Source organism: Rathayibacter sp. AY2B7, from assembly GCF_002931635.1.
Taxonomy (GTDB): domain Bacteria; phylum Actinomycetota; class Actinomycetes; order Actinomycetales; family Microbacteriaceae; genus Rathayibacter.
Map to the genome: position 1 here is coordinate 1 of NZ_PSUC01000042.1, position 25,365 is coordinate 25,365.

Sequence of the window (25,365 nt, forward strand, 5' to 3'; positions counted from 1 at the left end):
GCCAGAGTCCCCCCGGTGAGGTGCTGCCGTCGGCCGCACCCGGGCCGGTGACCGCCGGCCACGAGCCCTTCTCCGAGCAGGACATCCGCGCCCTCGTCGGAACCGCCGCCATCGAGAAGGGCACCGCGTACGCGGACGAGGGCCGCGTGCGCGAGCTGCAGTGGTTCGGCGGCCGCACCCGCCTCTTCGGCCAGGTCCGCGGATCCGGGCGCTCGCCGTACGCCGTGAGCGTGCAGCTCCGCGACGAGGGCGAGCACTGGACCCTTCTCGGCGGCGCCTGCAGCTGCCCGGTCAAGCACGAGTGCAAGCACGTCGCCGCCGTCCTGATCGAGGCCCTGCGCCGCGAGCGCGAGGGCGGAGTGGCCGGTCCCTTCCCGGGCGAGGCCGCTGTCGACGCCGTCCCGGAGTGGCGCAGCGCGCTCGCCCCGCTCCTCGCCGGCGCGGAGCGCTCGCACACCGGCATCCCGCTCGGCCTGCAGTTCGAGCTGCTGCCCGGCGAGCCCGTGCGTCGCCCGCCCGGCCGCTACAACTCCTACCGGCCGCCGCCCGAGCCGCGCCCGCGCCTGGGCGTGCGCCCGGTGCGGATGGGCGACCGCGACCGCTGGGTCCGCACCGGCACCAGCTGGCGCGACCTCGGCTACCTGCACTACAGCCACGACTACGACGAGCGCCAGATCGACGTGATCCGCGAGATGCAGGGCCTGCTCTCCGGGCACAGCGCCTCCAGCTACTACTCGCCCGACACCTGGCTCTACCTCGACCAGTGCCGGAGCGAGGCGATCTGGGCAGCCCTGCACGGAGCCGTCCGCGCGGGCATCGGCCTGGTGATGGGCGACCGCGACCAGACGCCGCTGAAGATCCTCGACACGACGGCCACCGCCTCCATCGACGTCACGCGCACCGCCGCCGGCCTCGAGCTGCGCTCGCTCGTCGCGATCGGCGACCACCCGGCGCCCGAGGAGTTCGGCTTCATCGGCGACCCGGCCGTCGGCCTCTACACGTGGGAGGGCGGCGACGAGATGCGCGCCCGCCCGGTCACGCTCATCCCGTTCGCCGCGCCGCTGCTGTCCTCCGCGCGCACGTTCCTCTGGAGCCGCGAGGCCATCCGCATCCCGGTGGCCGAGGAGTCGGCGTTCCTCACCGAGCACTACCAGCGGCTGCACCGGCTGTTCGACATCGTCTCCCGCGACGGCTCCTTCGAGGCGCCCGCGGTGCCCGAGCCGCGCCTCGGCCTCACCCTCGAGCACACCGACGGCGCGGGCCTGCGCGGCTCGTGGTGGTGGCGCTACGGAGTGGAGGGAGCGCGCGGCGGCGTGGACGCCGAGCGGCTCCCGCTGCGGGTCGGCGAGGACGCGGGCTACCGCGACCCCGAGGCCGAGCAGCGGATCCTCGACTCCCTCGTGGGAGCGGGTCTCGACCCGGAGTCGACGCCTGCCCTGGTGTCCCCGTCGAGCAGGCGCCTGCGCCCCACCTTCGACCTGCGCGGCATGCAGACCGTCGGCTTCCTCACCGGCGAGGTCGAGCGGCTCCGCGAGCTCGGCACCGTCGAGATCGAGGAGATCGGCGAGCGCGTCGAGTACCGCGAGGCGCAGACCGCGCCCGTGGTCGCCGTGCAGACCGTCGCCCAGCCCGACAGCCGCGACTGGTTCAACCTCGAGATCTCCGTCACCGTCAACGACGAGGCGGTCCCGCTGGCCGAGATCTTCCTCGCGCTCGCCCGCGGCGACGAGTACATGGTGCTGCCGAGCGGCGTCTACTTCGCCCTCGACGACGAGCGGTTCGGCCGCCTCCGCGAGCTGATCGCCGAGGCTCGCGAGCTCTCGGACGACCCCGGCGAGACCCTGCGGATCAGCCGGTTCCAGTCCTCCCTCTGGGACGAGCTGGTCGAGCTGGGCGTCGTGGAGGCCCAGGCCGCCGCGTGGCGCCGCTCCGTGGAGGGGCTCTCCGGCTTCACCGCGACCGGAGCGCTGGAGTCGCGGGTCCTGCCCGAGGGCTTCGCCGTGGAGCTGCGGCCCTACCAGCAGCTCGGCTACGACTGGCTCTCGTTCCTCTACGACAACCAGCTCGGCGGCGTGCTCGCCGACGACATGGGCCTGGGCAAGACCGTGCAGTCCCTCGCCCTGGTCACCCGGGTGATGCAGGAGCAGCGCGCCGCGGCCGCGGAGGCGGGCACCTCGCCGCGCCCGTTCCTCGTGGTCGCGCCCACCAGCGTGGTGCCCAACTGGGTCGGCGAGGCCAAGCGCTTCGCCCCGGACCTCCGCGTCGTCGGGATCGACGAGACGTCGAAGAAGAAGCGGAAGGCGCTCTCCAGCGTCATCGGCGAGGCCGAGCTGGTCGTCACCTCCTACGCCCTGTTCCGGCTCGACTACGAGTCGTACTCGGGCATCCAGTGGTCGGGGCTCCTCCTCGACGAGGCGCAGTTCGTCAAGAACCGCCAGTCGGCGACGCACCAGCTCGCGCGCCGGCTCGACGTGCCCTTCAAGCTCGCCATCACGGGAACGCCGATGGAGAACAACGTGATGGAGCTCTGGTCGCTGCTGTCGATCGTCGCTCCGGGCCTGTTCCCCTCGCCCGCCGGCTTCGTCGAGTTCTACCAGAAGCCGATCGAGCGCGAGGCCGACAGCGAGAAGCTCTCGCAGCTGCGGCGGCGCATCCGCCCGCTGATGCTGCGGCGCACCAAGGAGCTCGTCGCCAAGGAGCTGCCGCCCAAGCAGGAGCAGACCCTCGAGGTCGAGCTCGGCCCGAAGCAGCGGAAGGTCTACGACACCTACCTGGCGCGGGAGCGGCAGCGCGTGCTGGGCCTGATCGGCGACTTCGAGAAGAACCGCTTCGCCATCTTCCGCGCGCTGACCGTGCTGCGCCAGGTCGCGCTCGACGCGGCACTGGTCGACGAGGCGCACGAGAGCGTGCCCTCGACCAAGCTCGACCTGCTCGACGAGCTGCTGGGCGACGCCCTCGGCGAGGGGCACCGCGTGCTGGTGTTCAGCCAGTTCACGCGGTTCCTCGGCCGGGTCCGCGGGCGGCTGGACGCGGCGGGCATCGAGTACGCCTACCTCGACGGAGCGACGAAGAAGCGCGACGAGGTCATCGATCGGTTCCGCTCGGGCGCGGCGGGCGTGTTCCTGATCTCGCTCAAGGCCGGCGGCTTCGGGCTCAACCTCACCGAGGCCGACTACTGCATCCTGCTCGACCCGTGGTGGAATCCCGCCACCGAGTCGCAGGCGGTCGACCGCGCGCACCGCATCGGCCAGACCCGCTCGGTCATGGTCTACCGCCTGGTCGCGAAGGACACGATCGAGGAGAAGGTGATGGCCCTCAAGGAGGCGAAGGCCGCGCTCTTCGCCGCGGTCATGTCGGACGACGGCGCGGCGGCCACCGGCGGGATCACCGCCGAGGACGTGCGCGAGCTGCTGGGTTGAGCGCCGCCGCTACTCGCGCACCTGCTCCAGCAGGGTCGTGACGGCGGCGCGGGTGTCGGCGGCGAGCCGTCCGAGGCGGTGCGCGGCACGGATCGACACCGGCCGGTACGGGTGCACGAGCCGCCGGGCCGCCGTGCAGGGCAGCGCGAACGCCGCGACGACGCCCGCGTCGATCCCGTCGAGTCCGCCGTCGTCCCGGCCGAAGACGAGCTCCCGACCCTCGCGGGCGAGAGCCTCCGGCAGGTCGGCCTCGCCGATCGGGAGGCGCAGCACGGCGAGCAGGCCGGCCGCCTGCACCCGGCGCGGCAGCGGGCGTCCGAGGCGTCCCGCCGCGTGCACCGTGAAGAAGTCGGCCTGCCGCTCGAGGATGCCCGTGACCGTCTCGGCGAGGCGCTCCATCTCGGGGTGCAGCGAGAGCCGGGCGAGCCGGCGGTAGCCGTGCACCGCGACCCGGGCGTCCACCGCGAGGGCCAGCGCGACGGGGCCGGCGAGGGAGGCCGCGGCGCGGTCGAGGAGCGGGCGCGACCTCACCGTCGGCTCCGGCGGGCGGACGTCGATGCCGCGGATCTGCGGCGAGGCCGCGAGCACGTCGCCCAGGGCGTCGGCGATCCGGTGCCGCTCGGCGGCCCAGACGGACGCGAACGCGCGGACCTGCTCGTCGGGGTGGGCGCGCGCGAGGGGGAGCACCCGGGCCACGGTGGCGTGCTCGATCGCCCGCAGGTACGCGGTGGCGACGATGGCCTCGCGGTCCAGCGGCACCTCCTCGAACTCGCGCACCGAGAAGTGCTCGCGCAGGGCGCCGTGCGCGCTGCGGTGGTGGTCCTCGAGGTCGAACGGTTCCGCGATGCCCACGTCGTGCTCCTCCGCTAGTCCGGTCCCTCCATCCTGGGCCCCCGGTGCGAGAGGCGGAAGAGCACGCGCCCATCCCTGGGACACTGGGAGCCGGTCGTCAGGCGGCCGGGGGAGCGGGGCGGGATGAGCGGGGCCCGGACCTCGGCGATCGGCGCCGTCCTCCTCGCCGCCGTCTGCTTCGGCACGACGGGGACCGCCCAGGCCCTCGGAGCGGCGGGCGTGGATCCGCTCCTCCTCGGGGCGGCGCGCATCGTCCTCGGCGGCGCCCTGCTGGCCGCTCTCCTCGGCGTGGAGGCTCTGCGCCGGCGGAGCCGCTCCCGCCCGACCCGCGCCGTCGTGCTGCTCGTCGTGCTCGGAGCGGTCGGTGTCGCCGCGTACCAGCCCGCCTTCTTCACCGGCACCGCGCAGAACGGCGTCGCGGTCGGCACGATCGTCGCTCTCGGCTCCGCTCCCGCCTTCACCGGCCTGCTGGAGTGGCTCGTCCTGCGGACGACGCCGAGCCCGCGCTGGTTCGCCTCGACCGCGCTCGCCGCGATCGGAGTGGTGCTCCTCAGCGGCGGCGGATCCGGCGGCGTGACGCTCCCCGGCCTCGCCGCCTCGGCCGGCGCCGGCGCCTCCTACGCGCTCTACGCCGTCTGCGGCAAGCTGCTGCTCGAGCGCGGGCTCAGCCCCGTCGCCGCCATGGGAGCCCAGTTCGGAGCCGCGGCGCTGCTCGCGCTCCCGTTCCTGCTGCTGGGCGATCCGTCGCGGCTCTCCGGCTCGATCCCGGCCGTGCTCTGGCTCGGAGTGGTGACGGTCGCCGTGGCCTACACCTTCTTCGCGCGCGGCCTGCGAGTGCTTCCCGCGGCGACCGTCTCGACGCTCACCCTCCTCGAGCCGGCGACCGCGACCCTCCTCGGCGTGGCGGTGCTGGGGGAGCGCCTGACCGCGGGAGCCGTCCTGGGCGTCGCCGTGCTGGTGGCGGCGGTGCTGCTGCTGGCGGTGCGGGGGCGCGGCCGTTCCGGTGCGCGGAGAGAGGCGCCGCCGCGCTCCGCGGGGTAGCGTCGTCTCCCACCGACCCGACGACGAGGCGGAGCGCATGACCAACCCGTGGCTGGCCCGCCCTGGCAGCGGTCGGCGGCGCGCGCTGGTCGAGGAGTCGTGGGAGCGCGCACGGCGGCGGCGCCTCGATCCGGACCGGCTGACGGCACCGCTCTCGTTCTCGGGCGACGACCTCCGCGAGTACCGCACCGGGCATCCGCTCGCCTCGGTACTCCCGGTGATCCGCCGCCTGCTGGTGCGCGACGCCGACGAGGACAGCGGCGTGCTGGTCGCGGTGGGCGACGCGCTCGGGCGGCTGCTCTGGATCGACGGGGACCAGCACCTCAAGAGCCTCGCCGAGGGGATGTCGTTCGTCGAGGGTGCCGCGTGGGCCGAGCCCGACGTCGGGACGTCCGCGCCGGGGACGGCCCTCGTGCTCGACCACGGCGTGCAGATCCACGGCGCCGAGCACTTCGCCTCGCTCGTGCACCCGTGGAGCTGCACCGCCGTCCCCGTGCACGACCCCGAGACGCACGAGATCCTCGGCGTGATCGACATCACCGGCGGCGCCGACGTCGTCGCCCCGCAGACCCTCCCGCTGATGGAGGCGACCGCCGCCGCCGTCGAGAGCGAGCTGATGGTGCAGCGGCTCCTCCGCCCGCGGCGGCCCGCTGCACGGAGCACAGCGGCGGCCCGGGCGCCGAGCCTGCGGGTCCTCGGGCGCGAGACGGGCCTGGTGACGGCCGCCGGAGCGACGCTCGAGCTGAGCACCCGGCACGCCGAGATCCTGACCCTGCTCGCCTGGCACCGGGCCGGGCTCTCGGCCGAGCAGCTCGCCCTCCTGCTCCACGGCCGGGACGACGCGGTGGTCACCGTCCGCGCCGAGATGGTGCGGCTGCGCCGCGCGCTCGAGCCGACCCTCCCGCGCCTGGTACCCCTCTCGCGCCCCTACCGCCTGGCGAGCCCGGTCGACCTCGACGCCCGCCAGGTGCTGGGCCTGCTCGACCGCGGCTCCCACCGCCTCGCCCTGGACGCCTACCGGGGCGCGCCGCTGCCCTCGTCCGAGGCGCCGGGGATCCGGGCGATCGCCGGCGAGCTGCGCCTGCGGGTGCGGGCGAGCGTCCTCGCCGATGCGGCGCCCGCGACCCTCCTCGCCTGGGCGGAGGGTCCGGACGGCCGTGACGACGCGGAGGTGTGGCGGGAGCTCCTGCGCGTCCTCCCGCCCCGCTCGCCCCGCCGTGCCGGTGTCGTCGCGCACCTCGAGACGATCGAGGCGGAGCAGCGCTGAGCCGTCCCGTCCGCTCCCGGGAGTCCCGCCGGAGCCGTCCGGCCGCGGAGCCGTCTCGCTAGCCTCGACGAATGAGCACCCTCGCACCACCTCCCCGGGCCCTCGCGAGCGGAGTCGCCGGGGGCCTGCTCCTGATGGCGGTCTTCACGATGTGGTGGGCGAGCGACACCACGGTCGGCTGGCCGGCACCGGCGGCGACGACCGCCGTGACCGTCTGCGCGCTCGCGGCCGTGGTCTTCGCCGTGCAGGCCGTCCGCCTCCTCGTCGCCCGGCGGAGGATGGCGGTGGAGCTCACCGACGCCGACCGCGCAGCGAAGCCGAACGGTCTGCTGTTCGGAGCGGTCTTCGCCGCGGAGGGCGTGCTGATCGGTGTCGCGGTGGGCGTCCTCACCGGGACCGGGCTCGACCGGTTCCTCGTGCCGGCCATCGCCGTGATCGTGGGCCTGCACTTCTACCCGATGGCGAGGATCTTCGGCCGGACCCTCGACCTCTGGCTCGCCACCTGGACGACGCTGGTCGGAGCGATCGGAGTCGTCGTGATCCTCGTCGACGGCTCCGCCTGGCCGCAGGTGTGGTCCTGGGTCGGCGCGGGGGCCGCAGCGGCCACGGTGACCTACGGCGTCTACATGAGCCGGATCGCCCAGCGCCTGCTCGCGAGCGTCTGAGTCCGGGGTCGCGGGGCCGTCCTCCTCGGGCGGCCGCGTCTCCGGCCGGCCGGTCCGGCCTCCGTCCCCGCCGCTCCCGCCGGTGCGTCGACCCGTGCAACGTCGTGCAACCCCCCGCGACGTAGCGTCAGGACCGGGCGCCCACCCCGCGCCCACGACAACGACGTCGATGGAGGTCCACATGACGCTGTACGCCGACCAGGTCGCCGAGCAGGCACCGCAGGAGCCCGGTTCCACGGTCTACGCGAATCCAGGCACGGAGGGATCCGTCGCCTCCTTCCGCTCGCGCTACGACCACTACATCGGAGGCGAGTACGTCGCCCCCGCGAGCGGCCAGTACTTCGAGAACATCACCCCGATCACCGGGAAGCCCTTCTGCGAGATCGCCCGCGGCACCGCCGCCGACGTCGACCGCGCCGTCGAGGCGGGCTGGAAGGCGTTCGCGAGCTGGGGGAAGACCAGCCCCGCCGAGCGCTCGAACATGCTCCTGAAGATCGCCGACCGCATGGAGGCGAACCTCGAGCTGCTCGCCGTCGCCGAGACGTGGGAGAACGGCAAGCCCGTGCGCGAGACCCTCGCCGCCGACATCCCCCTCGCCATCGACCACTTCCGCTACTTCGCCGGAGCGATCCGCGCGCAGGAGGGAGGCGTCTCCGAGATCGACCACGACACGATCGCGTACCACTTCCACGAGCCGCTGGGCGTGGTCGGGCAGATCATCCCCTGGAACTTCCCGATCCTGATGGCCGTGTGGAAGCTCGCGCCGGCGCTCGCCGCGGGCAACTGCGTGGTGCTGAAGCCGGCCGAGCAGACGCCGGCGTCCATCCACGTGCTGCTCGACCTGATCGGCGACCTCATCCCCGCCGGCGTGCTCAACGTCGTCAACGGATTCGGGTTCGAAGCGGGCGCACCGCTCGCCTCCCACCCGCGCATCCGCAAGATCGCCTTCACCGGCGAGACGACCACCGGCCGCCTGATCATGCAGTACGCCAGTGAGAACCTCATCCCGGTGACGCTGGAGCTGGGCGGCAAGAGCCCCAACGTGTTCTTCGCCGACGTCGCCGCGGAACGCGACTCCTTCTACGACAAGGCGCTCGAGGGCTTCTCGTTCTTCGCCCTCAACCAGGGCGAGGTCTGCACCTGCCCGTCGCGGGCGCTCGTGCAGCGCTCGATCTACGACGACTTCGTCGGAGACGGCCTCGAGCGGGTCAAGCGGATCAAACAGGGCAACCCGCTCGACACCGCCACGATGATCGGCGCCCAGGCCTCGAACGACCAGCTCGAGAAGATCCTCTCCTACATGGACATCGGCAAGCAGGAGGGAGCGAAGCTGCTCATCGGCGGCGACCGCGCCGACCTCGGCGGCGAGCTCAGCGGCGGCTACTACGTCAACCCGACCGTGTTCGAGGGCCGCAACTCGATGCGCATCTTCCAGGAGGAGATCTTCGGACCCGTCCTCGCCCTCACCTCCTTCGACGACTTCGACGACGCGATCGGCATCGCCAACGACACCCTCTACGGCCTCGGCGCCGGAGTGTGGAGCCGCAACGGCGCTCAGCTCTACCGCGCCGGCCGGGCCATCGAAGCCGGCCGCGTCTGGTCGAACACCTACCACCAGTACCCCGCGCACGCGGCGTTCGGCGGCTACAAGCAGTCGGGCATCGGACGCGAGAACCACAAGGTGATGCTCGACCACTACCAGCAGACGAAGAACCTCCTCGTCTCCTACGCAGAAGGACCGATGGGCTTCTTCTGAGCTGGTTCGCACGGGCTCCTCGTTCCTCGTCGCCCGTGCCGCGGTCGGCTTGTGGATGTGGCCGGGTGGGGAGGAGCGGGGAGCGTTCGCACCGAGACGGATCCGCTGGCACGCGGATCCGCCGTTCGGTGCTGGTTCGCACGGGCTCCTCGTTCCTCGTCGTCCGTGCCGCGGTCGGCTCGCCGATGTGGCCGGGTGGGGAGGAGCGGGGAGCGTTCGCACCGAGACGGATCCGCTGGCACGCGGATCCGCCGTTCGGTGCTCGGCCCTTCGGGCGAGGCACCTGGCGACGCGTGGAAGGACGGTGCTCGGCCCTGCGGGCGAGGCACCTCGCGACGCGCGGGAGAACGGTGCTCGGCCCTGCGGGCGAGGCATCTGGCGGCGCGTGGGAGAACGGTGCTCGGCCCTTCGGGCGAGGCACCTGGCGACGCGCGGGAGAACGGTGCTCGGCCCTTCGGGCGAGGCATCGGACGAGGGGGCGCCCCCTCATGTCGATCGAGTAGTCCGCGCAGCGGCGTATCGAGATGCCGCCCGGAGGAGCGTCCGCCGTCAGCGGGCGGGCGCACACAGACATTCCGCACCACGAGCGAAGGAGCACCAATCATGACCTCCACGAGGGTCGACGTCACTGCGGAGGCGGCCGGCATGCTCCGCCGAATGACGGCGCTGCACGGGCCGCTCATGTTCCACCAGTCGGGCGGATGCTGCGACGGCAGCTCGCCGATGTGTTTCCCCGCCGGGATGTTCCGCACCGGCGCCTCGGACGTGCTCGTCGAATCGCTCCGACTCGACGGCCTGGACCCGATCGACTTCTGGATGTCCCGCTCCCAGTTCGAGTACTGGAAGCACACCCATCTCACCGTCGACCTCGTCGACGGGCGGGGCAGCGGATTCAGCGTCGAAGCCCCCGAGGGCAAGCGCTTCATGATCCGCAGCCGACTGCTCACCGACGACGAGCTCGTCGAGTTCGGACTGCTCCCCGCCGGAGCCGTCGGGCCCTGAGCCGGCTTCCCTGACCCGTTCCCCCCTGACCCGTTCCCGTCGCAGATCCTCGCCGACCGGCGACGTCCCGGTCCAGCGGTGTCAGCCGCCCGGAGCGGGAGCGGGCGGCGCCTTCCCCGTGCTCAGCTGCACGCCCACCACCGATCCCTTGTCCACGCGGGTGCCCGCCGCCGGACCGGTGCCGGCCACGGTGTTCATCGGCTGCGTCGAGTCGACCTGCGACGTCGCTCCGGGAGTGAGCCCTGCTGCGGTCAGCGCCTGCGCGGCGGAGTCGCTGGTCCGGCCCGACAGGTCCGGCACGGTGACCTGCGGCGCCGCGATGAGCGACTGGTCGGCCTGCGGGAAGTCGGAGCCGCCGTAGCGGGAGTCGATCGCCGTCATCAACGGCTTCCAGATCCGGTGGCGTGCTGAGGGCGCCCAGCCGCTGTCGAAGTCGATCGAGTCGAGGTTCACCCTCGAGCCGTCCGCGCGTGCCGAGATGCTGCCGACCCAGACCGCGAGGGAGGTCTCGGTCGAGGCCCCGATGGCCCAGGTGTCGGCGGAGTTGTCGGTGGTGCCCGTCTTGGTGATGTGCTGGATGCCGTTCTTCGGATCGTCCTCGACGCCCGTGCCCTCGGCGGTCACCTTGAGCATCGTGTACTGCATCGCCGAGGCGACCCTCGACGACACCGCCCGGCTGCAGGTCGTCTCCACCGGCTCGATCTCGCGGCCGTCGGCTCCGACGATCGCCGTGATCGCGACGGGGGTGCAGGTCGTGCCGTTCTCGGCGATGCCGGAGTAGGCGGTCGCCATGGTGAGCGGTGCGATCTCGTTGGTGCCGAGGACCGCTCCCGGCGACTGCACGAGCGCGGTCCCGTCCGCGCGGTGCACTCCGAAGGCCTCGGCCTGCTTGCGGATCTCGCACTGGTCGAGCAGGTGCGACATCCCGGTGAAGCCCGTGTTCAGCGAGTAGATCGTCGAGTACAGCGCCGTCTGGGTGTCGGTGTAGCCGCCGTCGCCGGCGTTCTTGGGGTTGTAGGAGTCGTAGTCCCAGGTGCCCTCGCAGCTGTCGGCGAAGCCGGTCCAGTTCTTCTGCTTCGAGTCGAACTGCTCGAGCAGGGTGTGCCCGCGGTCGAGCCACTCGGCGAGCGTGAACACCTTGTAGGCGGAGCCGGTCTGGAAGCCGTTGCCGCCGCCCGCGGACGCGTCGACGTTGAGGTTGATCGCCGAGAACTCCGGCCCGCTCGCGATCACGTCCGGGTCCTGGCTGTAGCGCTTGTTCTGCACCATCGTGAGGATGCGCCCGGTGCCGTTCTGGACGGCGACCGCCGTCGCCCCGACGTCGAAGCGCGGATCGGAGGAGGGGACCTGCTCGTCCATCAGCTCCTGCGCGGTCCTCTGCAGGTCGAGATCGATCGTCGTGTAGACCTTGATCCCGCCCTGCTTGATCGCCGCGTAGCGCTCGTCGTCGGTCGCCCCGAGCGCCGGGTCGTCGCGGAGGACGTGGGTCACGTAGTCGCAGAAGTAGGCCGCGCTGCCGGCCGTCTGGCAGCCGGTGGACGGCGGGGTGATGTCGGGGGTGATCGCCTCGGCGGCCGCGGCGTCGTGCGCGGCCTGGTCGATGCTCCCCGTCTCGAGCATCCGGTCGAGGATGTAGTCGCGCCGCTCCCGGGTCTGCGCGTAGCCGTTGGCCTCGCCGTTGGCCGTGTCGTCCGGCCGGTCGAAGCGGAACTTCTCGGGGTTGTTCACGATGGCCAGGAGCGAGGCGGACTGCGCGAGGGAGAGGTCGGCCGCCGGGATGCCGTAGTAGTACTCCGCCGCGGCCTCGATGCCGTAGACGGTGCCTCCGAACAGGGCGATGTTGAGATAGCCGAGCAGGATGTCGTCCTTCGAGGACACCTTCTCGAGCCCGATCGCGAGCCGCATCTCCTTGAGCTTGCGCTCGGCCGTGGTCGCCGTCGCCTCCGCGTACGCGCGGTCGCGGTCCGCCTCGTCCGGGATCGATTCGGCCTTCTGCACCAGCACGTTCTTCACGTACTGCTGCGTGATCGACGAGCCGCCCTGGGTGTCGCCGTCGAGGAGGTAGGTGCTGGCGATGGCGCGGAGGGTGCCCTGCAGGTCGATCCCGCCGTGGTCGTAGAAGCGCGGGTCCTCGCTCGCGACGAGCGCGTCCTTCACGGAGTCGGCGATCCGGTCGGCCGGCACCTCGATCCGGTTCTGGTCGTAGAAGGAGGCCAGCAGCGTCGGATCGTCCGGGTCGCCCGCGTAGACGTCGCTCTTCTGCATCAGGCGCCCGACCTCGAGGTAGCTCGGGAGGGACTGGAACGCCGAGATGGTGCCGGAGGTCGCCGCGCCGGTGAGCGCGGCGGCGGGGGCGACCACGAGCGAGGCGAGCAGACCCGCCAGGACGCTGACGATCACGAATCCGAACAGCGCGCCGAGAGCCCCGTGGACGGTTCGACGGGGCTGGAAGACGGGGACGTTCGGTCGCTTCAGGATGGATCCTCTCGCTGCACCAGCACCCTAGGCGAGGCCTGCGACATCCCCGACGAGGCGCGCCACGGCCGCGCCGGACGCCCGTCCGCCCGGAGTCGGCGCGACGGCGCCCGCGCAGGCCCGGCGCCTGCGACAGCAGAAGGGGCCGACCCCGGAGGGATCGGCCCCTTCACGGGACGGGCGACGTCTCTACTCGATCAGGTCGCCGTTCAGGTCCGAGATGTCGTTCGGATTGGCCGGAGCCTTGCCCGTGCTCACCTGGAGGGGGATCACCCCGCCGGCGACCGCCGTCTCCTCCGCGCTCGGCGTCGTCGAGACGACGGAGCCCTCCGGGATCGTCGCGGAGTCGACCGACTCGTGCATCCCGACGACGAAACCGGCGGCGGTGAGGATCGCCGTGGCGCTCTCGACCGTCTCGCCCGTGACGTCGGGGACCTCGGAGTTCGCCGCCGATCGCGGCGAGTACGCGAGCATCGAGGCCGGCGGTGCCGTGAAGTCGTCGCCGCCGTACTTCTCGTCGAGCGCCGTCATGATCGGCTTCCAGATGGCGTGCCGGGCGTTGGAGGCGCGGATGGTCCCCTTCTCGCCCGTCAGGCTGATGAAGCGCAGGTTCTGCTTGGTGTTGTCGGCGAAGCCGTTGATGCTGCCGACCCAGACCGCCAGGGAGGCGGCCTTGCTGGCGCCCGCCGTCCACACGTCGGCGGCCTCGTCGGTGGTGCCCGTCTTGCCGATGTGCTCGATCCCGTCGAAGGGGTTCGAGGCGTAGGCCGTTCCGGAGGTCATCACCCGCTGCATCGCGTACTGCATCCCTCGGGCGACCTCGGGCGACACGGAGGGCGTGCACGCCGATGCCGGGGCGGCGACGGCGTTGCCCTCGCTGTCGGTGATCCGGTCGATGACGATCGCCGAGCAGGTCGTGCCGTCGTTCGCGATCCCCGCGTAGGCGTTGGCCACCGTCAGCGGCGCGATCTCGTTCGTCCCGAGGACCGAGGCCGGCCCGTTGGCGAGCTCGCGGCCGTCGGCGCGGTGCATCCCGAACGACTCGGCGGTGGTGCGGATGTCGCAGAGGTCGAGCTGCTGCGCCATTCCCATGAAGCCGGTGTTGATCGAGTTCGTGGTCGCGCCGAGCGCGCTCATCGAGCTCGCGTCCTCCGACGGGTCGTCGTTGCGAGGCGAGAACTTGCCGTAGTAGCCGCCGTCGCCCTCGACGTTGCACTTCTGGGGGTAGGAGCTGAAGCCGGAGGTGGGGGAGGCGAACGACTCGTTGACGGTGTGCCCCGCCTTCAGCCACTGCGCCAGCGTGAACACCTTGTAGGTCGATCCGGTCTGCACGCCGGAGCCGCCGCCCATGCTGAGGTCGACGTTGAGGTTGATCGCGCTGTAGCCGGGGTTCGCGGCGAGGAACTGCTCGTCCTGGCTGTACTGCGTGTTCTGCACCATGGAGAGCACGCGGCCCGTCTTCGCCTCGACGGAGGCGGCCGTCGCGCCGACCTGGAAGCGCGGGTCGACGGAGGGGATGTAGGCGTTGAGCGCCGCCTGCGAGACCTGCTGGATGTCGAGGTCGAGGGTCGTCACGACGTCGAAGCCGCCCTGGCGGATGCGCTGGTAGCGCTCGTCGTCGGTCGCCCCGAAGACGGAGTCGTTGCGGAGGACGTTCAGCACGTAGTCGCAGAAGTACGCGGCGTTGCCGGCGGTGGTGCAGCCGGTCGAGGGCTCCGTGATGTTCGGGGTGATCGGCTCGGCGACGGCGGCGTCGTGCGCGGCCTGGTCGATCCGGCCGTGCTTGAGCTCCTCCGAGAGGATGTAGTCGCGGCGCTCCTTGGTGGCGGCGTAGCCGTTGGCGGCGCCGTTCGCCTCGTCGCCCGGGTTGTCGAAGCGGAACTTCGCCGGGTTGTTCACGATCGCCAGCAGCGCGGCCGCCTGCGAGGTCGAGAGCTGGCTCGCGGGGATGCCGTAGTAGTAGTTCGCCGCGGCCTCGATGCCGTAGACGGTGCCCCCGAAGAGGGCGATGTTGAGGTAGCCGAGCAGGATGTCGTCCTTCGACGCCTCCTTCTCGAGGCCGATCGCGAGGCGCATCTCCTTGAGCTTGCGCTCGGGGGTCGGGTCCGTCGCCTCCTGGTAGGCCTTGTCGCGCGCGGCCTCGTCGGTGATCGACTCCGCCTTCTGCACCAGGACGTTCTTGACGTACTGCTGCGTGATCGACGACCCGCCCTGCAGGTCGTCGCCCGTCAGCGTGACGGCGATCGCCCGGAGCGTGCCCTGGAGGTCGATGCCGCCGTGCTCGTAGAAGCGCGGGTCCTCGCCGGCGACGGCGGCGTCCTTCGCGGACTGCGCGACGTCGTCCCAGCCGACCTCGACGCGGTTCTGGTCGTAGACGGAGGCGAGGAGGGTCGTCCCGTCGCTCGCGTAGACGTTGGTGCGCTGCATCAGCTGGCCCACGTCGAGGTAGCCCGGCAGGTTCTGGAACATGCCGATCGTGTTGCTCGTCGCCAGGCCCGTCAGCGCGAGGGCCGGCGTGACGCCGACGGTGATCAGGACGCCCGCCACGGCGCTCATCCCGATGAACCCCATGACCGCCCGCAGCGACATCCCGAGCGGCCGGACGGAGCGGCGGGATGCAGTGGGAAGTGCCATGGAGCGGTCGTCCTTTCGACGCGGCGCCGGGCCGCGGAGATCTGAGGGAGGGTGGCGAGAAGCCTCGCGAGCAGTCGCGCGATCCCCCGGCTTCATGGTACGTGACGGGTGCGCCCGCGGGGCGTCCTCCTCCCGGTGGAGATGAGGAGCTGGCGGGTGATGCGCAGGAGCGGGCGCGTCCGGGGTGCTGACCTCGGGTCGATGCATCCGTATCGTGGGGGGAGCGCCGCTCCGAGGGGCGCTGCAGCACCCGTTCCACCCACCGCTCCGGGGCCCCGGGCGGCCGGCCCCGGCAGAAAGCGCACACCATGGCACGCATCCACGACGACGTGACCCAGCTCGTCGGCAGGACCCCCCTCGTCCGCATCAACCGGCTGGAGGGCGCCGACCAGGCGACGGTCCTCGCCAAGCTCGAGTTCTACAACCCTGCGAACAGCGTGAAGGACCGCATCGGCGTCGCCATCATCGACGCGGCAGAGGCCTCCGGCGAGCTGCACCCCGGCGGGACGATCGTCGAGGGCACGAGCGGCAACACCGGCATCGCGCTCGCGATGGTGGGCGCCGCCCGCGGCTACAAGGTCGTCCTCACGATGCCCGAGACGATGTCCGTCGAGCGCCGGGTCCTCCTCCGCGCCTACGGAGCCGAGATCGTGCTCACCCCCGGCAGCGAGGGCATGCGCGGAGCGGTCGAGCGCGCCCGCGCGATCGTCGACGAGACCCCCGGCGCGATCCTCGCCCGCCAGTTCGAGAACGCCGCCAACCCCGAGGTGCACCGCCGCACCACCGCGGAGGAGGTCTGGGAGGACACCGACGGCGAGGTCGACGTCTTCGTGGCCGGCATCGGAACGGGCGGCACCATCACCGGAGTCGGCCAGGTGCTCAAGGAGCGCAGGCCCGGCGTGCAGATCATCGGAGTGGAGCCGATCGACTCCCCGCTCCTCACCCAGGGCACCGCCGGTCCGCACAAGATCCAGGGCATCGGCGCCAACTTCGTCCCCGCGATCCTCGACCGCGAGGTCTACGACGAGATCATCGACGTGACGCTCGACGACTCCGTGCGGGTGGCCCGCGAGATGGCCGCGCAGGAGGGGATCCTCGGCGGCATCTCCTCCGGCTCGATCATGTGGGCCGCGCTCGAGGTCGCGAAGCGCCCCGAGAACGCGGGGAAGACCATCGTCGCCATCGTCTGCGACTTCGGCGAGCGGTACATCTCGACCGTCCTGTACGAGGACCTCCGCAGCTGAGCCCCTCGAGACGAGCCGGGACGCCCCGCTCCGGACGCGACGGTCGGCCGGAGCGCCGCGTCCCGTCCGGACCGGAGCGTCCCGGGCTCCTCGCCCTGCTCCGCGAGGACGTCCGCACCGCCCGGGAGCGCGACCCCGCCGCCCGGAGCGCGGTGGAGGTCGTCCTCTCCTACCCGGGAGTGCACGCGGTCTGGGTGCACCGCGTCGCGCACGCCTGGTGGCGGCGCGGCCTCCGCCTGCCCGCCCGGCTGCTCAGCCAGGCGGCGCGCGCGGCGACCGGAGTGGAGATCCACCCCGGTGCGACCATCGGCCGGCGTCTGTTCATCGACCACGGCATGGGCGTCGTCATCGGCGAGACCGCGCGGATCGGCGACGACTGCATGCTCTACCACTCCGTCACGCTGGGCGGGAGGTCGGCCCGGCGCGAGCGTCGGCACCCCACGCTCGGCGACCGGGTGGTCGTCGGCGCCGGCGCGGTCGTCCTGGGCCCGCTCGTGCTCGGATCCGACGTCAGCGTGGGCGCGAACGCCGTCGTGGTGAAGGACGCGCCCGACGGAGCGGTGCTCGTCGGCATCCCGGCCCGCGATTTGCGCGATCAGGGCGGGGAGGAGGACCCGCTCGCCGGGTCCGGCCGCTCCACCGGACCGGCGGGACGCGTCTAGCCGGCGACGCTCAGTCGTCGCCCCGCGGCGTGATGTCGCGCGGGGCGCTCTTGATCTGCGCGAAGGCGTCCAGCGCGTGCGCCCGCGTCACCTTGAGGTCGACGAGGGGCGCCGGGTAGCCGTCCGCGCCTCCGGTCAGCGTGTCCTCGAGCGTCCACGGCTCGTGCACGGCGGCGCCCTCGACTCCGCCGAGCTCCGGCACGTTGTGGCGGATGTACTCGCCGGCCGGGTCGAACTTCCTCGACTGCGTGACCGGGTTGAAGACCCGGAAGAACGGCGACGCGTCGGCTCCCGAGCCCGCGACCCACTGCCAGTTCGCGGCGTTGCTCGCCGGGTCCGCGTCCACCAGGGTGTCCCAGAACCACTCCTCGCCCACCCGCCAGTCGACCAGCAGGTTCTTGATCAGGAACGACGCGGTCACCATCCGGACCCGGTTGTGCATGTAGCCGGTGCTCCAGAGCTCGCGCATGCCGGCGTCCACCAGGGGGTAGCCGGTACGCCCCTGGTGCCAGGCGTCGATCGCCTCCTGGCCGGGGCGTCCCCACGGGAAGGAGTCGAACCGGGTGTCGAAGTTGGCGGTCGCCAGATCCGGCCAGTGGAACAGCAGGTGGTAGCAGAACTCGCGCCAGAGCACCTCGGAGAGGAACCGGTCGCTGCCGTCGCCGCGGTGCAGGCCCTTCGCGTGCGCCTCCTCCAGGGCGTGCCACACCTGGAAGGGGCTGATCTCGCCCCACCTCAGGTGCGGGGAGAGGTTCGAGGTGGCGTCCTCCGCCGGCCGGTCGCGGCCGTCGGCGTAATCGTCGAGCTGCTCCGCGAGGAACGCGCGCAGCCGGTCGGCCGCCGCCTTCTCGCCGGGGACCCAGCGCTCGCGCAGCCCTCCCGCCCAGTCGGGACGCGTGGGCAGCAGCTCCCAGTCGTCGAGGGAGTCGGAGGCGATGTCTCCCGTGACGCCGTCGAGCGAGCGGGGGCGGGGGAGCGGCGCGCGCGGCGTCGGCTTGGCGCGGCAGGCGCGGGCGAAGGGCGTGTAGACGGAGTAGGGGCCGCCGGCGCCGGTCTGCACGGTCCACGGCTCGAACATCAGCGAGCCCTGGTGGCTCTCGGCCTCGAGGCCGCCGTTGCGGAGCGATTCCTTCACCGCCGCGTCGACGGTGCGCTCGGCCCTCCCGTAGCGGCGGTTCCAGTGCACGGCTCCCGCGCCGATCTCCTCGGCGAGCTGGAGGACGACGGCCTCGGCCGGCCCGCGGCGCAGGATCAGCGGGGCGCCGTGCTCGCGCAGGTCGGCGGCGAGGGCTGCGAGGCTGCCGTGCAGCCACCAGCGGGAGGCGCCCCCGAGCGGACGGATGCCCGCCGACTCCTCGTCGAGCACGTAGCAGACCGCGACGGGGCCGCCACGGTCGATCGCGGCGCGCAGAGCGGGGTTGTCGGCCAGGCGCAGGTCGTCGCGGAGCCAGACGAGGGTGGGGGAGGTGTCACTCATGGTGACCCCCATGATCCGCGAGTCCCGCGCCGCGGCGAAGACCTGGCCGGTCGCTGCGGCCCGTGCTAGCGGGGACGGATCAGGAGGAGGCGATGCCGTCGCGGAGCTTGTCGCAGAGCGCGGTCAGCTGCTTCAGCTCGTCCTCGTCGAGGACGCCGCCGACCTGCTCCGAGATGGTCCTCATGTGGGTGAGCGCGACGCGGCGGAAGAGCGCGTAGCCCTCGTCGGTGATCGCGATGATCGTGCCGCGGGCGTCCGCCGGATCCTCGCTCTTCTCGACGCAGCCGCGGGCGGCGAGCCGGTCGATCAGCCTGCTGACGCTGGGCTGCGTCAGGAGGACGTGCCGGTTCAGGTCGCGCAGCCGTGCGCGCCGACCGGGCTGCCGGGTGAGGTTGAAGAGCACGTCGTACTCGTTCATCGAGATCTCCCGCGAGGGGAACTCGGTGCTCAGGGTGCGCATCACCTGGACCTGGGCGCGGAAGAGCGACTCCCAGGCGGCGACGGCCTCTCTCGACCCCACTGGTCCTCCTTCTCGGCGCTCAGGAAGCGGTTCCCTGACATCCAGACGCCGTACAGCCTACGCCGGGGTGCTGGGAGGAGGGGGGCCGGGGGAACGACAGAAGGCCGGCCGCTGAGGCGAGCGGCCGGCCTTCATTCCCTTGCACCAAGAGTGTCCTGCAATCACTTCTCGCGCTTCCCGCCACAGCAAACGGTCGACGCACTTGAACTATATAACGACCCGGTAACGACGCAACCCTCTCTTTCCTGAATCCTCCCTGAGCCGCCCCGCCGTCTCCATCGCCGCGCCCGCCCCCTGCTCCGATGGCCGCCTCCGGCGCCCGACGCACCCGCCCGCTGCCCGCCGGAGTCCGCAACGAACTGCACCGATCCCCTGACCCCCCAGACCCGCGGATCGACCTCTGCTCTCGTTCGTCGCCGACGCGGCCGGCCCGATCATCCAGCCCCGCGAGGGCGCGACCCGCCCCGACCGCCCTCGGCCACACAGCAGGCCGCCGAGCAGCCCTTTCCAGGGTAGGGGCGGTGCGCGCACATCCCCGGAGGTCGGGAGGACGTTCCGCCCTCGAGGCGAACGCGGGAAACGCGTGTCAGCGTTTCCCGCTAGCCGGTCGCGACCCGCTCTCCGAATCGCGACCACCGGTGAAGCCGACCGCGGTAAGGAGAGCGCAAGCGCTCTCCTTACAATTCAGAACAGATCCGGCGACGGCGTCGACGCGTAGCGGATGGCGACGTCGGCGTGGCGGTCGAAGCGGTAGCCGACTCCGCGGACGGTGCGCACGATCTCCTCGTAGCGGCCGAGCTTGGCGCGGAGGCGGCGGACGTGGACGTCGATGGTGCGCTCGTTCGGCGCGTCGTCGTCCGCGGCGCCCCAGAGCGAGGCGATGAGCTCGGCGCGCTCGATGGTGCGGCCCTCGCGGAGCACGAGGTACTGGAGGAGCTCGAACTCCTTGTAGGTGAGGGGGGTGGTCTCCTCGTCGAGGATGACGCGCTTGCGGGAGATGTCGATGACGACGCCGCCGGGTGCACGGTCGGGGTCGGGCTCGGCGTCGGAGCGGCGCTTGGCGACGGCGGCCGGGTCCTGCAGCGCGAGGCGGACCACGTCCACGTCGCGGCCGCCGGCGCCCTGCGGGGCGAGGGCGACGGAGGCGTACGTCTCGGCGTCGGGGGCGAGCTGCGCCGTGACGCGCTTCAGCTCCTCGACCAGGCGGCCGAGGTCGACTCCGGCGGCGCGGGCCTTGGCCTCATCGATGCCGACGTAGAGGGCGAAGCCGCGGGCCTCGGTGCCCTGGGGGACGGCGCGGAGGCGGGGCGCTGCGGGCGCGGCGTCGGCGACCGGCTGGAGGCGGGGCGCCTCGGTGGGGGCGGTGGCGGTGGCGGTGCGGGTGTGGAGGAGGGTCATGACGAGTCCTTGGCTGGTCGGATCCGGGACGAGTGTCCGAGGGAGCGGATCCGGGTGTGCGCGGTCGAGCCGGCCCGCGGTGCGCGGTGGCGGCAGAGACGGATGCGGGGCATCCAGGGGATCGTCCGCGCCTCGGACGCTCAGCCGATCGTGACGATCAGCGGGCGGAGGCGGTGCGGGGATCCGGCGAGGTCAGTTCCTCATGCACACATTCGACAGCACATGACGGGGCCACCCGCCATCATCATGCCGGCATTCCCGATGGCCTCGAGGGAGGTCGGGGCGTGCAGGGTGTCAGTCATGTCCGTCAGTAAAGCGGAGGCCGGTGCGGTGCGTCAACACTTCCGTGGGGATGGACGGCGCGTCGGGGGTGGTTCCGGTGCTCGGGAGGAGGCGCGCGCCGTGACGGGGGATCGCGATGCGCCCGCTGCGCGGGCTGCTCGATCAGCATCACGGGCGGTGCCGGACGGTCGCGGTGGGGGCTGTCGAGACCCTCGCTGCGCGGGCCGACCGGCACGGCTCAGCGGGGCTCCCTGTTCCGGGGCGCGACGCGGGGCCCGCTCGTCCGGGGGCCGGCGGGCTCAGCCCGCGAGGCCGTAGAGGCGGTCGCCCGCGTCGCCGAGGCCGGGGACGATGTAGCCGAGCTCGTTGAGCTTCTCGTCGAGGGAGCCGAGGACGATGGTCACGTCGCGGTCGCCGAAGGCCTTCTCGACGGCGGCCAGGCCCTCGGGGGCGGCGAGCAGGCAGACGGCGGTGACGTCGACCGCTCCCCGGTCGAAGAGGAACTGGATGGCCGCGACGAGCGAGCCGCCGGTCGCGAGCATCGGGTCGAGGACGAAGCACTGGCGGTTCGACAGGTCGTCGGGCAGGCGCTCCGCGTACGTGGTCGGCTCGAGCGTCTCCTCGTTGCGCGCCATGCCCAGGAAGCCGACCTCGGCGGTCGGGATGAGCTTGACCATGCCCTCGAGCATCCCGAGGCCGGCCCGGAGGATCGGGACGACCAGCGGCTGCGGGTCGCTGAGCGCGAGGCCGGTGGTCTGCGTCACGGGGGTCTCGATGGTGACGGTGCGGGTGCGGACGCCGCGGGTGGCCTCGTAGGCGAGGAGCGTCATCAGCTCCTCGGCGAGCTGCCGGAAGGTGGGGGAGGGGGTGCGCTTGTCACGCAGCACGGTGAGCTTGTGGGTGATCAGCGGGTGGTCGGCTACGTGGACGCGCATAAGCTCAATCTACTGGCCGGAGCGGCGCCCCACCGGCCGCAGCGGGCCGCCGCAGGAGGGGGAGCGATGCGCGACAGCGATCTCCGCGTCCCCCGCCGCTCCGAGGAGTGGATGGGCCTGGCGCTCGACGAGGCGCGGCGAGCCGCGGGCTGGGGCGACGTCCCCGTGGGCGCGGTGGTCCTCGACTCGGCGGGTGCGGTGCTCGGGCTCGGGCGCAACGAGCGCGAGCTGCGGCGGGATCCGACGGCGCACGCCGAGGTGGTCGCGATCCGCGCGGCGGCCGAGGCCCGCGGCGACTGGCATCTCGAGGGCTGCACGCTGGTGGTCACCCTCGAGCCGTGCGTGCTCTGCGCCGGAGCGATCCTGGCGGCGCGGATCGACCGCGTCGTCTTCGGCGCGTGGGACGAGAAGGCGGGCGCCTCCGGATCCGTGCACGACCTCCTCCGCGACCGCCGGCACAACCACGTGGTCGAGGTGTACCCCGGGGTCCGCGCCGCGGAGAGCTCGCGACTCCTGCTCGACTTCTTCGCCGACCGCCGCTGACGCCGACCGGCGCTGACGCCGACCGGCGCTGACGCCGACCGGCGCTGACGCCGACCACCGCCGAACCCCTCAGCTCGGAGCGCCCAGCCACTCCATCAGCGCGAGCCGCGTCGCCGCGTGCATCCGCTCGAAGCGCTCCGCCGCGACGTCGTCGGCGAGCGCGGCGGCGTCGTAGCCCGCCGCTCCTGCCCACTCCCCGTCGCCCTCGAGCCACTGCGCGGCCATCGTGCCGGTCAGCTCGGGGTGGAACTGCACGCCGAGGAGCCAGTCCTCCACGGCGAACGCCTGCACCTCGCCCGCCGGCGACGACGCCAGCAGCGCCGCTCCGCTCGGCAGCGCGAAGGTGTCGCCGTGCCACTGCATCACGTCGACGCCGGCCAGGTGCCGGAGCGGGGAGCCGGCGCCCTCCTCCGTGAGCACGACCGGGCGGAAGCCGACCTCGCGGGCCGATCCGGGATGGACGGACTCGCCCAGGGCGGCCGCGATCAGCTGCGCTCCGAAGCAGACGCCGAGCGTGGGACGGCGGTGGTGCATCCGGTCCTGCAGGAGCGCGATCTCGGGGCTGATGAAGGGGTGCCGCGAGGTCTCGTAGACGCCGGCGCTGGAGCCGAGCGTGACGACGAGGTCGGGGGCGAGGATGTCGATCGCGTCGAGGTCCGTCCCTGCGACGGCGTCGACGGCGAACCCCCGCTCGGTCAGCATCGGCTCGAGCGCGCCGAGCCCGGCACCGCGCTCGTTGACGATCGCCAGGGCCCGGCGCATCTCAGGCGCTCCCGTGCGGCGCGGCCGGCGGCGAGGCGGCGGGCGGAGCGACCGTCCCTTCCGCCTCCGTCACGGCCGGACGGGCCGCCGCCGATCCTGCGCGTCCCCGGTCGACGTCGGGCTCGAGGTAGATCGTGGTGGCGGCGGGAACGGCCTCGCGGATCCGCCTCTCCGCCGCGTCGATCCCCGCGGCCACGTGCTCGAGGGTCTCGGCGGCCGGGAAGGCGAGCTTCGCGGCCACGAGGATCTCGTCCGGTCCGAGGTAGAGGGTGCGCATGTGGATGACGCGCTCGACGTCGCGCCCGGCCTCGAGCGCGGCGCGGATCGAGGCGGCGTCGGCGGGGGTCGCCCCCTCGCCGACCAGCAGGCTCTTCGTCTCGATGCCCAGCACGATCGCCACCACGATCAGCAGGGTGCCGATCATGATCGTTCCGATCGCGTCGTAGACCGAGTCGCCGGTGATCACGGTCAGCCCGACTCCGAGCAGCGCGAACGTCAGGCCGGTGAGCGCGGCGACGTCCTCGAGGAGCACGACCGGCAGCTCCGGCGCCTTCGCCCGGCGGATGAACTGGAACCAGGACTGCGAGCCGCGGACCCGGTTCGACTCCTTCACTCCCGTGCGCAGCGAGTAGCCCTCGAGGCAGATCGAGATCACGAGGACCAGGATCGGCAGCCAGGCGTTCTCGAGCTCGTGCGGCTCGGCGATCTTCTCGATGCCCTCGTAGAGCGAGAAGACGCCGCCGACCGAGAACAGGATGATCGACACCACGAAGGCGTAGACGTAGCGCTCGCGCCCGTAGCCGAACGGGTGCTCCTCGTCGGCGGCCTTCCGCGACTTGCGGCCGCCGAGCAGCAGGAGCAGCTGATTGCCGGAGTCGGCGAGCGAGTGCACGCCCTCGGCGAGCATGGAGGCGGATCCGGAGAAGAACCAGGCGACGAACTTCGTCAGGGCGATGCCGAGGTTGGCCGCGAGCGCCGCGATGATCGCGGTGCCGCCTCCGGATGCGCTCACGTGGTCTCCTCGGGCTCGCCGCTGGATGGTCGGGCCATCCTACGAGGCGCCGGACCGCCCCTGGACCCCCTTGCCGCGGGCTCTTCGTAGGATGAGCGGCGTGACCGATGCGCCCGTCCTGCTCCCGTCCATCGCCGTCCTCGGCCTCGGCTCGATGGGGGGCGCGATCCTCCAGGGCCTGCTGGCTCCCGGCGTGCGCGTCGAGGGGGGCGTGCGGGTGACCAACCGCGACTCCGCGAAGGCCGCCGCGTGGGACGGCCACCCGGTGGTCACCGCCTTCGCCACCGCGGACGACTCGGAGGCCAACCGGCGTGCGGTCGAGGGCGCGGCGATCGTGCTCGTGGCCGTCAAGCCGCACATGGTGCCGGACCTGCTCGACGAGATCGCCGACGCGCTCGCCCCGGGCGCGGTCGTCGTCTCCGTCGCCGCCGGTGTGCCCGCGGCCACGTTCGAGCGGCACCTGCCGGCGTCCGTCGCCGTGCTCCGCTCGATGCCGAACACTCCCGCGGTCGTGGGCCGCGCCGTCACCGGCCTCAGCGCGGGCACGCGGTCCGGCGACGAGGACCTGGCGCTCGTGCGCCGCCTGTTCGAGACGGTCGGCGAGGTGGTCGAGGTGCCGGAGTCGCAGCTCGACGCGCTCTCGACGATCTCCGGCTCGGGGCCCGCCTACGTGTTCCTGCTGATCGAGGAGCTCATCGCGGCCGCTGTCGCGAAGGGCTTCACCCCGGAGCAGGCGTCGACGATGGTGGTCGGCACGTTCCGCGGCGCGGCCGAGCTGCTCGCGGACTCCGGCGAGGAGCCCGCGGAGCTGCGCCGGCGGGTCACGAGCCCGAAGGGCACCACCGAGCGGGCCGTCGCGGTCCTGCAGGAGGCCGACCTCGCCGCCCTCTTCACGCGGGCGACCGACGCCGCGCTGGCCCGCGCCCGCGAGCTCGCCGCCTCCTGACTCCGCCCTCCTCTCCGCGAGATGCCGCTCGGGTCCGCGACACCCGGAGCGGGCGTACCGGAGCGGCATCCCGCAGAGGAGGAGGAGGAGGAGGAGGGAGGGGGCGCGGGTCAGGAGCCGAGGGCCGCGAAGCGCTCGATGTCGCTGGGGGTGCCGCTGACCACGATGAGGTCGTGGTTCGAGACGACGGTCTGCTCGGTCGCGTAGGTGAAGGGCTTGCCCGGGCTCTTGACGCCGACGACGGTCACGCGGTGCTTGCGGCGCACGCCCGACTCCGTGAGCGTCAGCCCCCGGATCGGCTTGGGCGGGTACATCTTCGCGAGCACGAAGTCGTCGTCGAACTCGATGAAGTCGAGCATGCGGCCCGAGACCAGGTGCGCGACGCGCTCGCCCGCCTCCGCCTCGGGGTAGATCACGTGGTTCGCGCCGATCCTCTCGAGGATCTTGCCGTGCGAGCGCGAGATCGCCTTCGC

Annotated in this window: 20 protein-coding genes; 10 read left to right on the top strand and 10 right to left on the bottom strand. The window is 72.6% G+C overall.

Annotated elements, in window-relative coordinates:
• The coding region (locus C5C27_RS08835) for a DEAD/DEAH box helicase (RefSeq protein ID WP_219813152.1) at positions 1–3,419 on the top strand (3,419 nt) is incomplete at its 5' end.
• Between the two features lie 9 nt (positions 3,420–3,428).
• On the opposite strand, the gene C5C27_RS08840 is transcribed toward C5C27_RS08835, so the two are convergent.
• On the bottom strand, positions 3,429–4,271 hold the full coding sequence (locus C5C27_RS08840) for a hypothetical protein (protein ID WP_104249760.1): 843 nt from the start codon (positions 4,269–4,271) through the stop codon (positions 3,429–3,431).
• A 123-nt stretch (positions 4,272–4,394) separates the two neighbouring features.
• Here C5C27_RS08840 and C5C27_RS08845 point away from each other — a divergent pair, with 123 nt between their 5' ends.
• The 5 genes from C5C27_RS08845 to C5C27_RS08865 all read left to right on the top strand — a co-directional run bounded on the left by C5C27_RS08845 (position 4,395) and on the right by C5C27_RS08865 (position 10,002).
• A complete protein-coding gene (locus C5C27_RS08845; protein WP_104314167.1) occupies positions 4,395–5,312 on the top strand; it encodes a DMT family transporter in 918 nt (305 codons plus the stop codon).
• 37 nt (positions 5,313–5,349) lie between these two features.
• The gene (locus C5C27_RS08850; RefSeq protein WP_104314168.1) at positions 5,350–6,579 is read left to right on the top strand and encodes a GAF domain-containing protein; all 1,230 of its coding nucleotides are present in this window, start codon (positions 5,350–5,352) and stop codon (positions 6,577–6,579) included.
• A gap of 71 nt (positions 6,580–6,650) precedes the next feature.
• The gene (locus C5C27_RS08855; RefSeq protein WP_104314169.1) at positions 6,651–7,244 is read left to right on the top strand and encodes a hypothetical protein; all 594 of its coding nucleotides are present in this window, start codon (positions 6,651–6,653) and stop codon (positions 7,242–7,244) included.
• A gap of 181 nt (positions 7,245–7,425) precedes the next feature.
• Complete coding sequence (locus tag C5C27_RS08860; RefSeq protein ID WP_104233506.1) at positions 7,426–9,000, top strand: aldehyde dehydrogenase family protein; 1,575 nt, start codon at positions 7,426–7,428, stop codon at positions 8,998–9,000.
• Positions 9,001–9,603: 603 nt separating this feature from the next.
• Positions 9,604–10,002: a DUF779 domain-containing protein gene (locus C5C27_RS08865; protein WP_104247017.1), complete on the top strand. Its 399-nt coding sequence runs from the start codon at positions 9,604–9,606 to the stop codon at positions 10,000–10,002.
• Between the two features lie 81 nt (positions 10,003–10,083).
• Here C5C27_RS08865 and C5C27_RS08870 read toward each other — a convergent pair whose 3' ends face one another.
• Positions 10,084–12,402 carry a transglycosylase domain-containing protein gene (locus C5C27_RS08870; protein WP_104237781.1) on the bottom strand — a complete coding sequence of 773 codons (2,319 nt, stop codon included), beginning with the start codon at positions 12,400–12,402 and terminating at the stop codon, positions 10,084–10,086.
• A gap of 264 nt (positions 12,403–12,666) precedes the next feature.
• Positions 12,667–15,111: a penicillin-binding protein gene (locus tag C5C27_RS08875; RefSeq protein ID WP_159939720.1), complete on the bottom strand. Its 2,445-nt coding sequence runs from the start codon at positions 15,109–15,111 to the stop codon at positions 12,667–12,669.
• Positions 15,112–15,419: 308 nt separating this feature from the next.
• On the opposite strand from C5C27_RS08875, the gene cysK reads away from it, so the two are divergent.
• Positions 15,420–16,355, top strand: coding sequence for a cysteine synthase A (cysK, locus tag C5C27_RS08880; RefSeq protein ID WP_104314170.1), 936 nt, complete (start codon positions 15,420–15,422; stop codon positions 16,353–16,355).
• A 95-nt stretch (positions 16,356–16,450) separates the two neighbouring features.
• Positions 16,451–17,017: a serine O-acetyltransferase EpsC gene (gene epsC, locus C5C27_RS08885; protein ID WP_104224204.1), complete on the top strand. Its 567-nt coding sequence runs from the start codon at positions 16,451–16,453 to the stop codon at positions 17,015–17,017.
• A 10-nt stretch (positions 17,018–17,027) separates the two neighbouring features.
• Here the strand turns inward: epsC and C5C27_RS08890 are convergent, their stop codons facing one another.
• The 4 genes from C5C27_RS08890 to upp form a co-directional block, all read right to left on the bottom strand.
• Complete coding sequence (locus tag C5C27_RS08890; RefSeq protein ID WP_104314174.1) at positions 17,028–18,494, bottom strand: deoxyribodipyrimidine photo-lyase; 1,467 nt, start codon at positions 18,492–18,494, stop codon at positions 17,028–17,030.
• A gap of 79 nt (positions 18,495–18,573) precedes the next feature.
• Positions 18,574–18,954, bottom strand: coding sequence for a MarR family winged helix-turn-helix transcriptional regulator (locus C5C27_RS08895; protein WP_104247054.1), 381 nt, complete (start codon positions 18,952–18,954; stop codon positions 18,574–18,576).
• Positions 18,955–19,698: 744 nt separating this feature from the next.
• A complete protein-coding gene (locus tag C5C27_RS08900) occupies positions 19,699–20,412 on the bottom strand; it encodes a winged helix-turn-helix domain-containing protein (protein ID WP_104292394.1) in 714 nt (237 codons plus the stop codon).
• A gap of 581 nt (positions 20,413–20,993) precedes the next feature.
• Entirely contained in the window at positions 20,994–21,629 is a 636-nt protein-coding gene (gene upp / locus C5C27_RS08905; protein WP_104224850.1) for a uracil phosphoribosyltransferase, read from the bottom strand.
• Positions 21,630–21,695: 66 nt separating this feature from the next.
• On the opposite strand from upp, the gene C5C27_RS08910 reads away from it, so the two are divergent.
• Entirely contained in the window at positions 21,696–22,172 is a 477-nt protein-coding gene (locus tag C5C27_RS08910; RefSeq protein WP_258062677.1) for a nucleoside deaminase, read from the top strand.
• Positions 22,173–22,241: 69 nt separating this feature from the next.
• Here the strand turns inward: C5C27_RS08910 and C5C27_RS08915 are convergent, their stop codons facing one another.
• A complete protein-coding gene (locus C5C27_RS08915; RefSeq protein WP_104314171.1) occupies positions 22,242–22,934 on the bottom strand; it encodes a gamma-glutamyl-gamma-aminobutyrate hydrolase family protein in 693 nt (230 codons plus the stop codon).
• 1 nt (position 22,935) lies between these two features.
• Positions 22,936–23,946, bottom strand: coding sequence for a cation diffusion facilitator family transporter (locus C5C27_RS08920; RefSeq protein WP_104314172.1), 1,011 nt, complete (start codon positions 23,944–23,946; stop codon positions 22,936–22,938).
• Between the two features lie 91 nt (positions 23,947–24,037).
• Here C5C27_RS08920 and proC point away from each other — a divergent pair, with 91 nt between their 5' ends.
• Positions 24,038–24,892, top strand: coding sequence for a pyrroline-5-carboxylate reductase (gene proC, locus C5C27_RS08925; RefSeq protein ID WP_104314173.1), 855 nt, complete (start codon positions 24,038–24,040; stop codon positions 24,890–24,892).
• 110 nt (positions 24,893–25,002) lie between these two features.
• Here the strand turns inward: proC and C5C27_RS08930 are convergent.
• Positions 25,003–25,365, bottom strand: a 363-nt coding sequence (locus tag C5C27_RS08930) for a TrkA C-terminal domain-containing protein (protein WP_146079641.1), incomplete at its 5' end; no start/stop codon positions are given.

Bases quoted from the DNA above. Each gene is read 5' to 3' on its own strand.
- C5C27_RS08845 (WP_104314167.1), top strand. From the start codon at position 4,395: ATGAGCGGGGCCCGGACCTCGGCGATCGGCGCCGTCCTCCTCGCCGCC.
- C5C27_RS08850 (WP_104314168.1), top strand. From the start codon at position 5,350: ATGACCAACCCGTGGCTGGCCCGCCCTGGCAGCGGTCGGCGGCGCGCG.
- C5C27_RS08855 (WP_104314169.1), top strand. From the start codon at position 6,651: ATGAGCACCCTCGCACCACCTCCCCGGGCCCTCGCGAGCGGAGTCGCC.
- C5C27_RS08860 (WP_104233506.1), top strand. From the start codon at position 7,426: ATGACGCTGTACGCCGACCAGGTCGCCGAGCAGGCACCGCAGGAGCCC.
- C5C27_RS08865 (WP_104247017.1), top strand. From the start codon at position 9,604: ATGACCTCCACGAGGGTCGACGTCACTGCGGAGGCGGCCGGCATGCTC.
- C5C27_RS08875 (WP_159939720.1), bottom strand. From the start codon at position 15,111: ATGGCACTTCCCACTGCATCCCGCCGCTCCGTCCGGCCGCTCGGGATG.
- cysK (WP_104314170.1), top strand. From the start codon at position 15,420: ATGGCACGCATCCACGACGACGTGACCCAGCTCGTCGGCAGGACCCCC.
- C5C27_RS08890 (WP_104314174.1), bottom strand. From the start codon at position 18,494: ATGAGTGACACCTCCCCCACCCTCGTCTGGCTCCGCGACGACCTGCGC.
- C5C27_RS08895 (WP_104247054.1), bottom strand. From the start codon at position 18,954: ATGCGCACCCTGAGCACCGAGTTCCCCTCGCGGGAGATCTCGATGAAC.
- C5C27_RS08900 (WP_104292394.1), bottom strand. From the start codon at position 20,412: ATGACCCTCCTCCACACCCGCACCGCCACCGCCACCGCCCCCACCGAG.
- upp (WP_104224850.1), bottom strand. From the start codon at position 21,629: ATGCGCGTCCACGTAGCCGACCACCCGCTGATCACCCACAAGCTCACC.
- C5C27_RS08910 (WP_258062677.1), top strand. From the start codon at position 21,696: ATGCGCGACAGCGATCTCCGCGTCCCCCGCCGCTCCGAGGAGTGGATG.
- C5C27_RS08915 (WP_104314171.1), bottom strand. From the start codon at position 22,934: ATGCGCCGGGCCCTGGCGATCGTCAACGAGCGCGGTGCCGGGCTCGGC.
- proC (WP_104314173.1), top strand. From the start codon at position 24,038: ATGAGCGGCGTGACCGATGCGCCCGTCCTGCTCCCGTCCATCGCCGTC.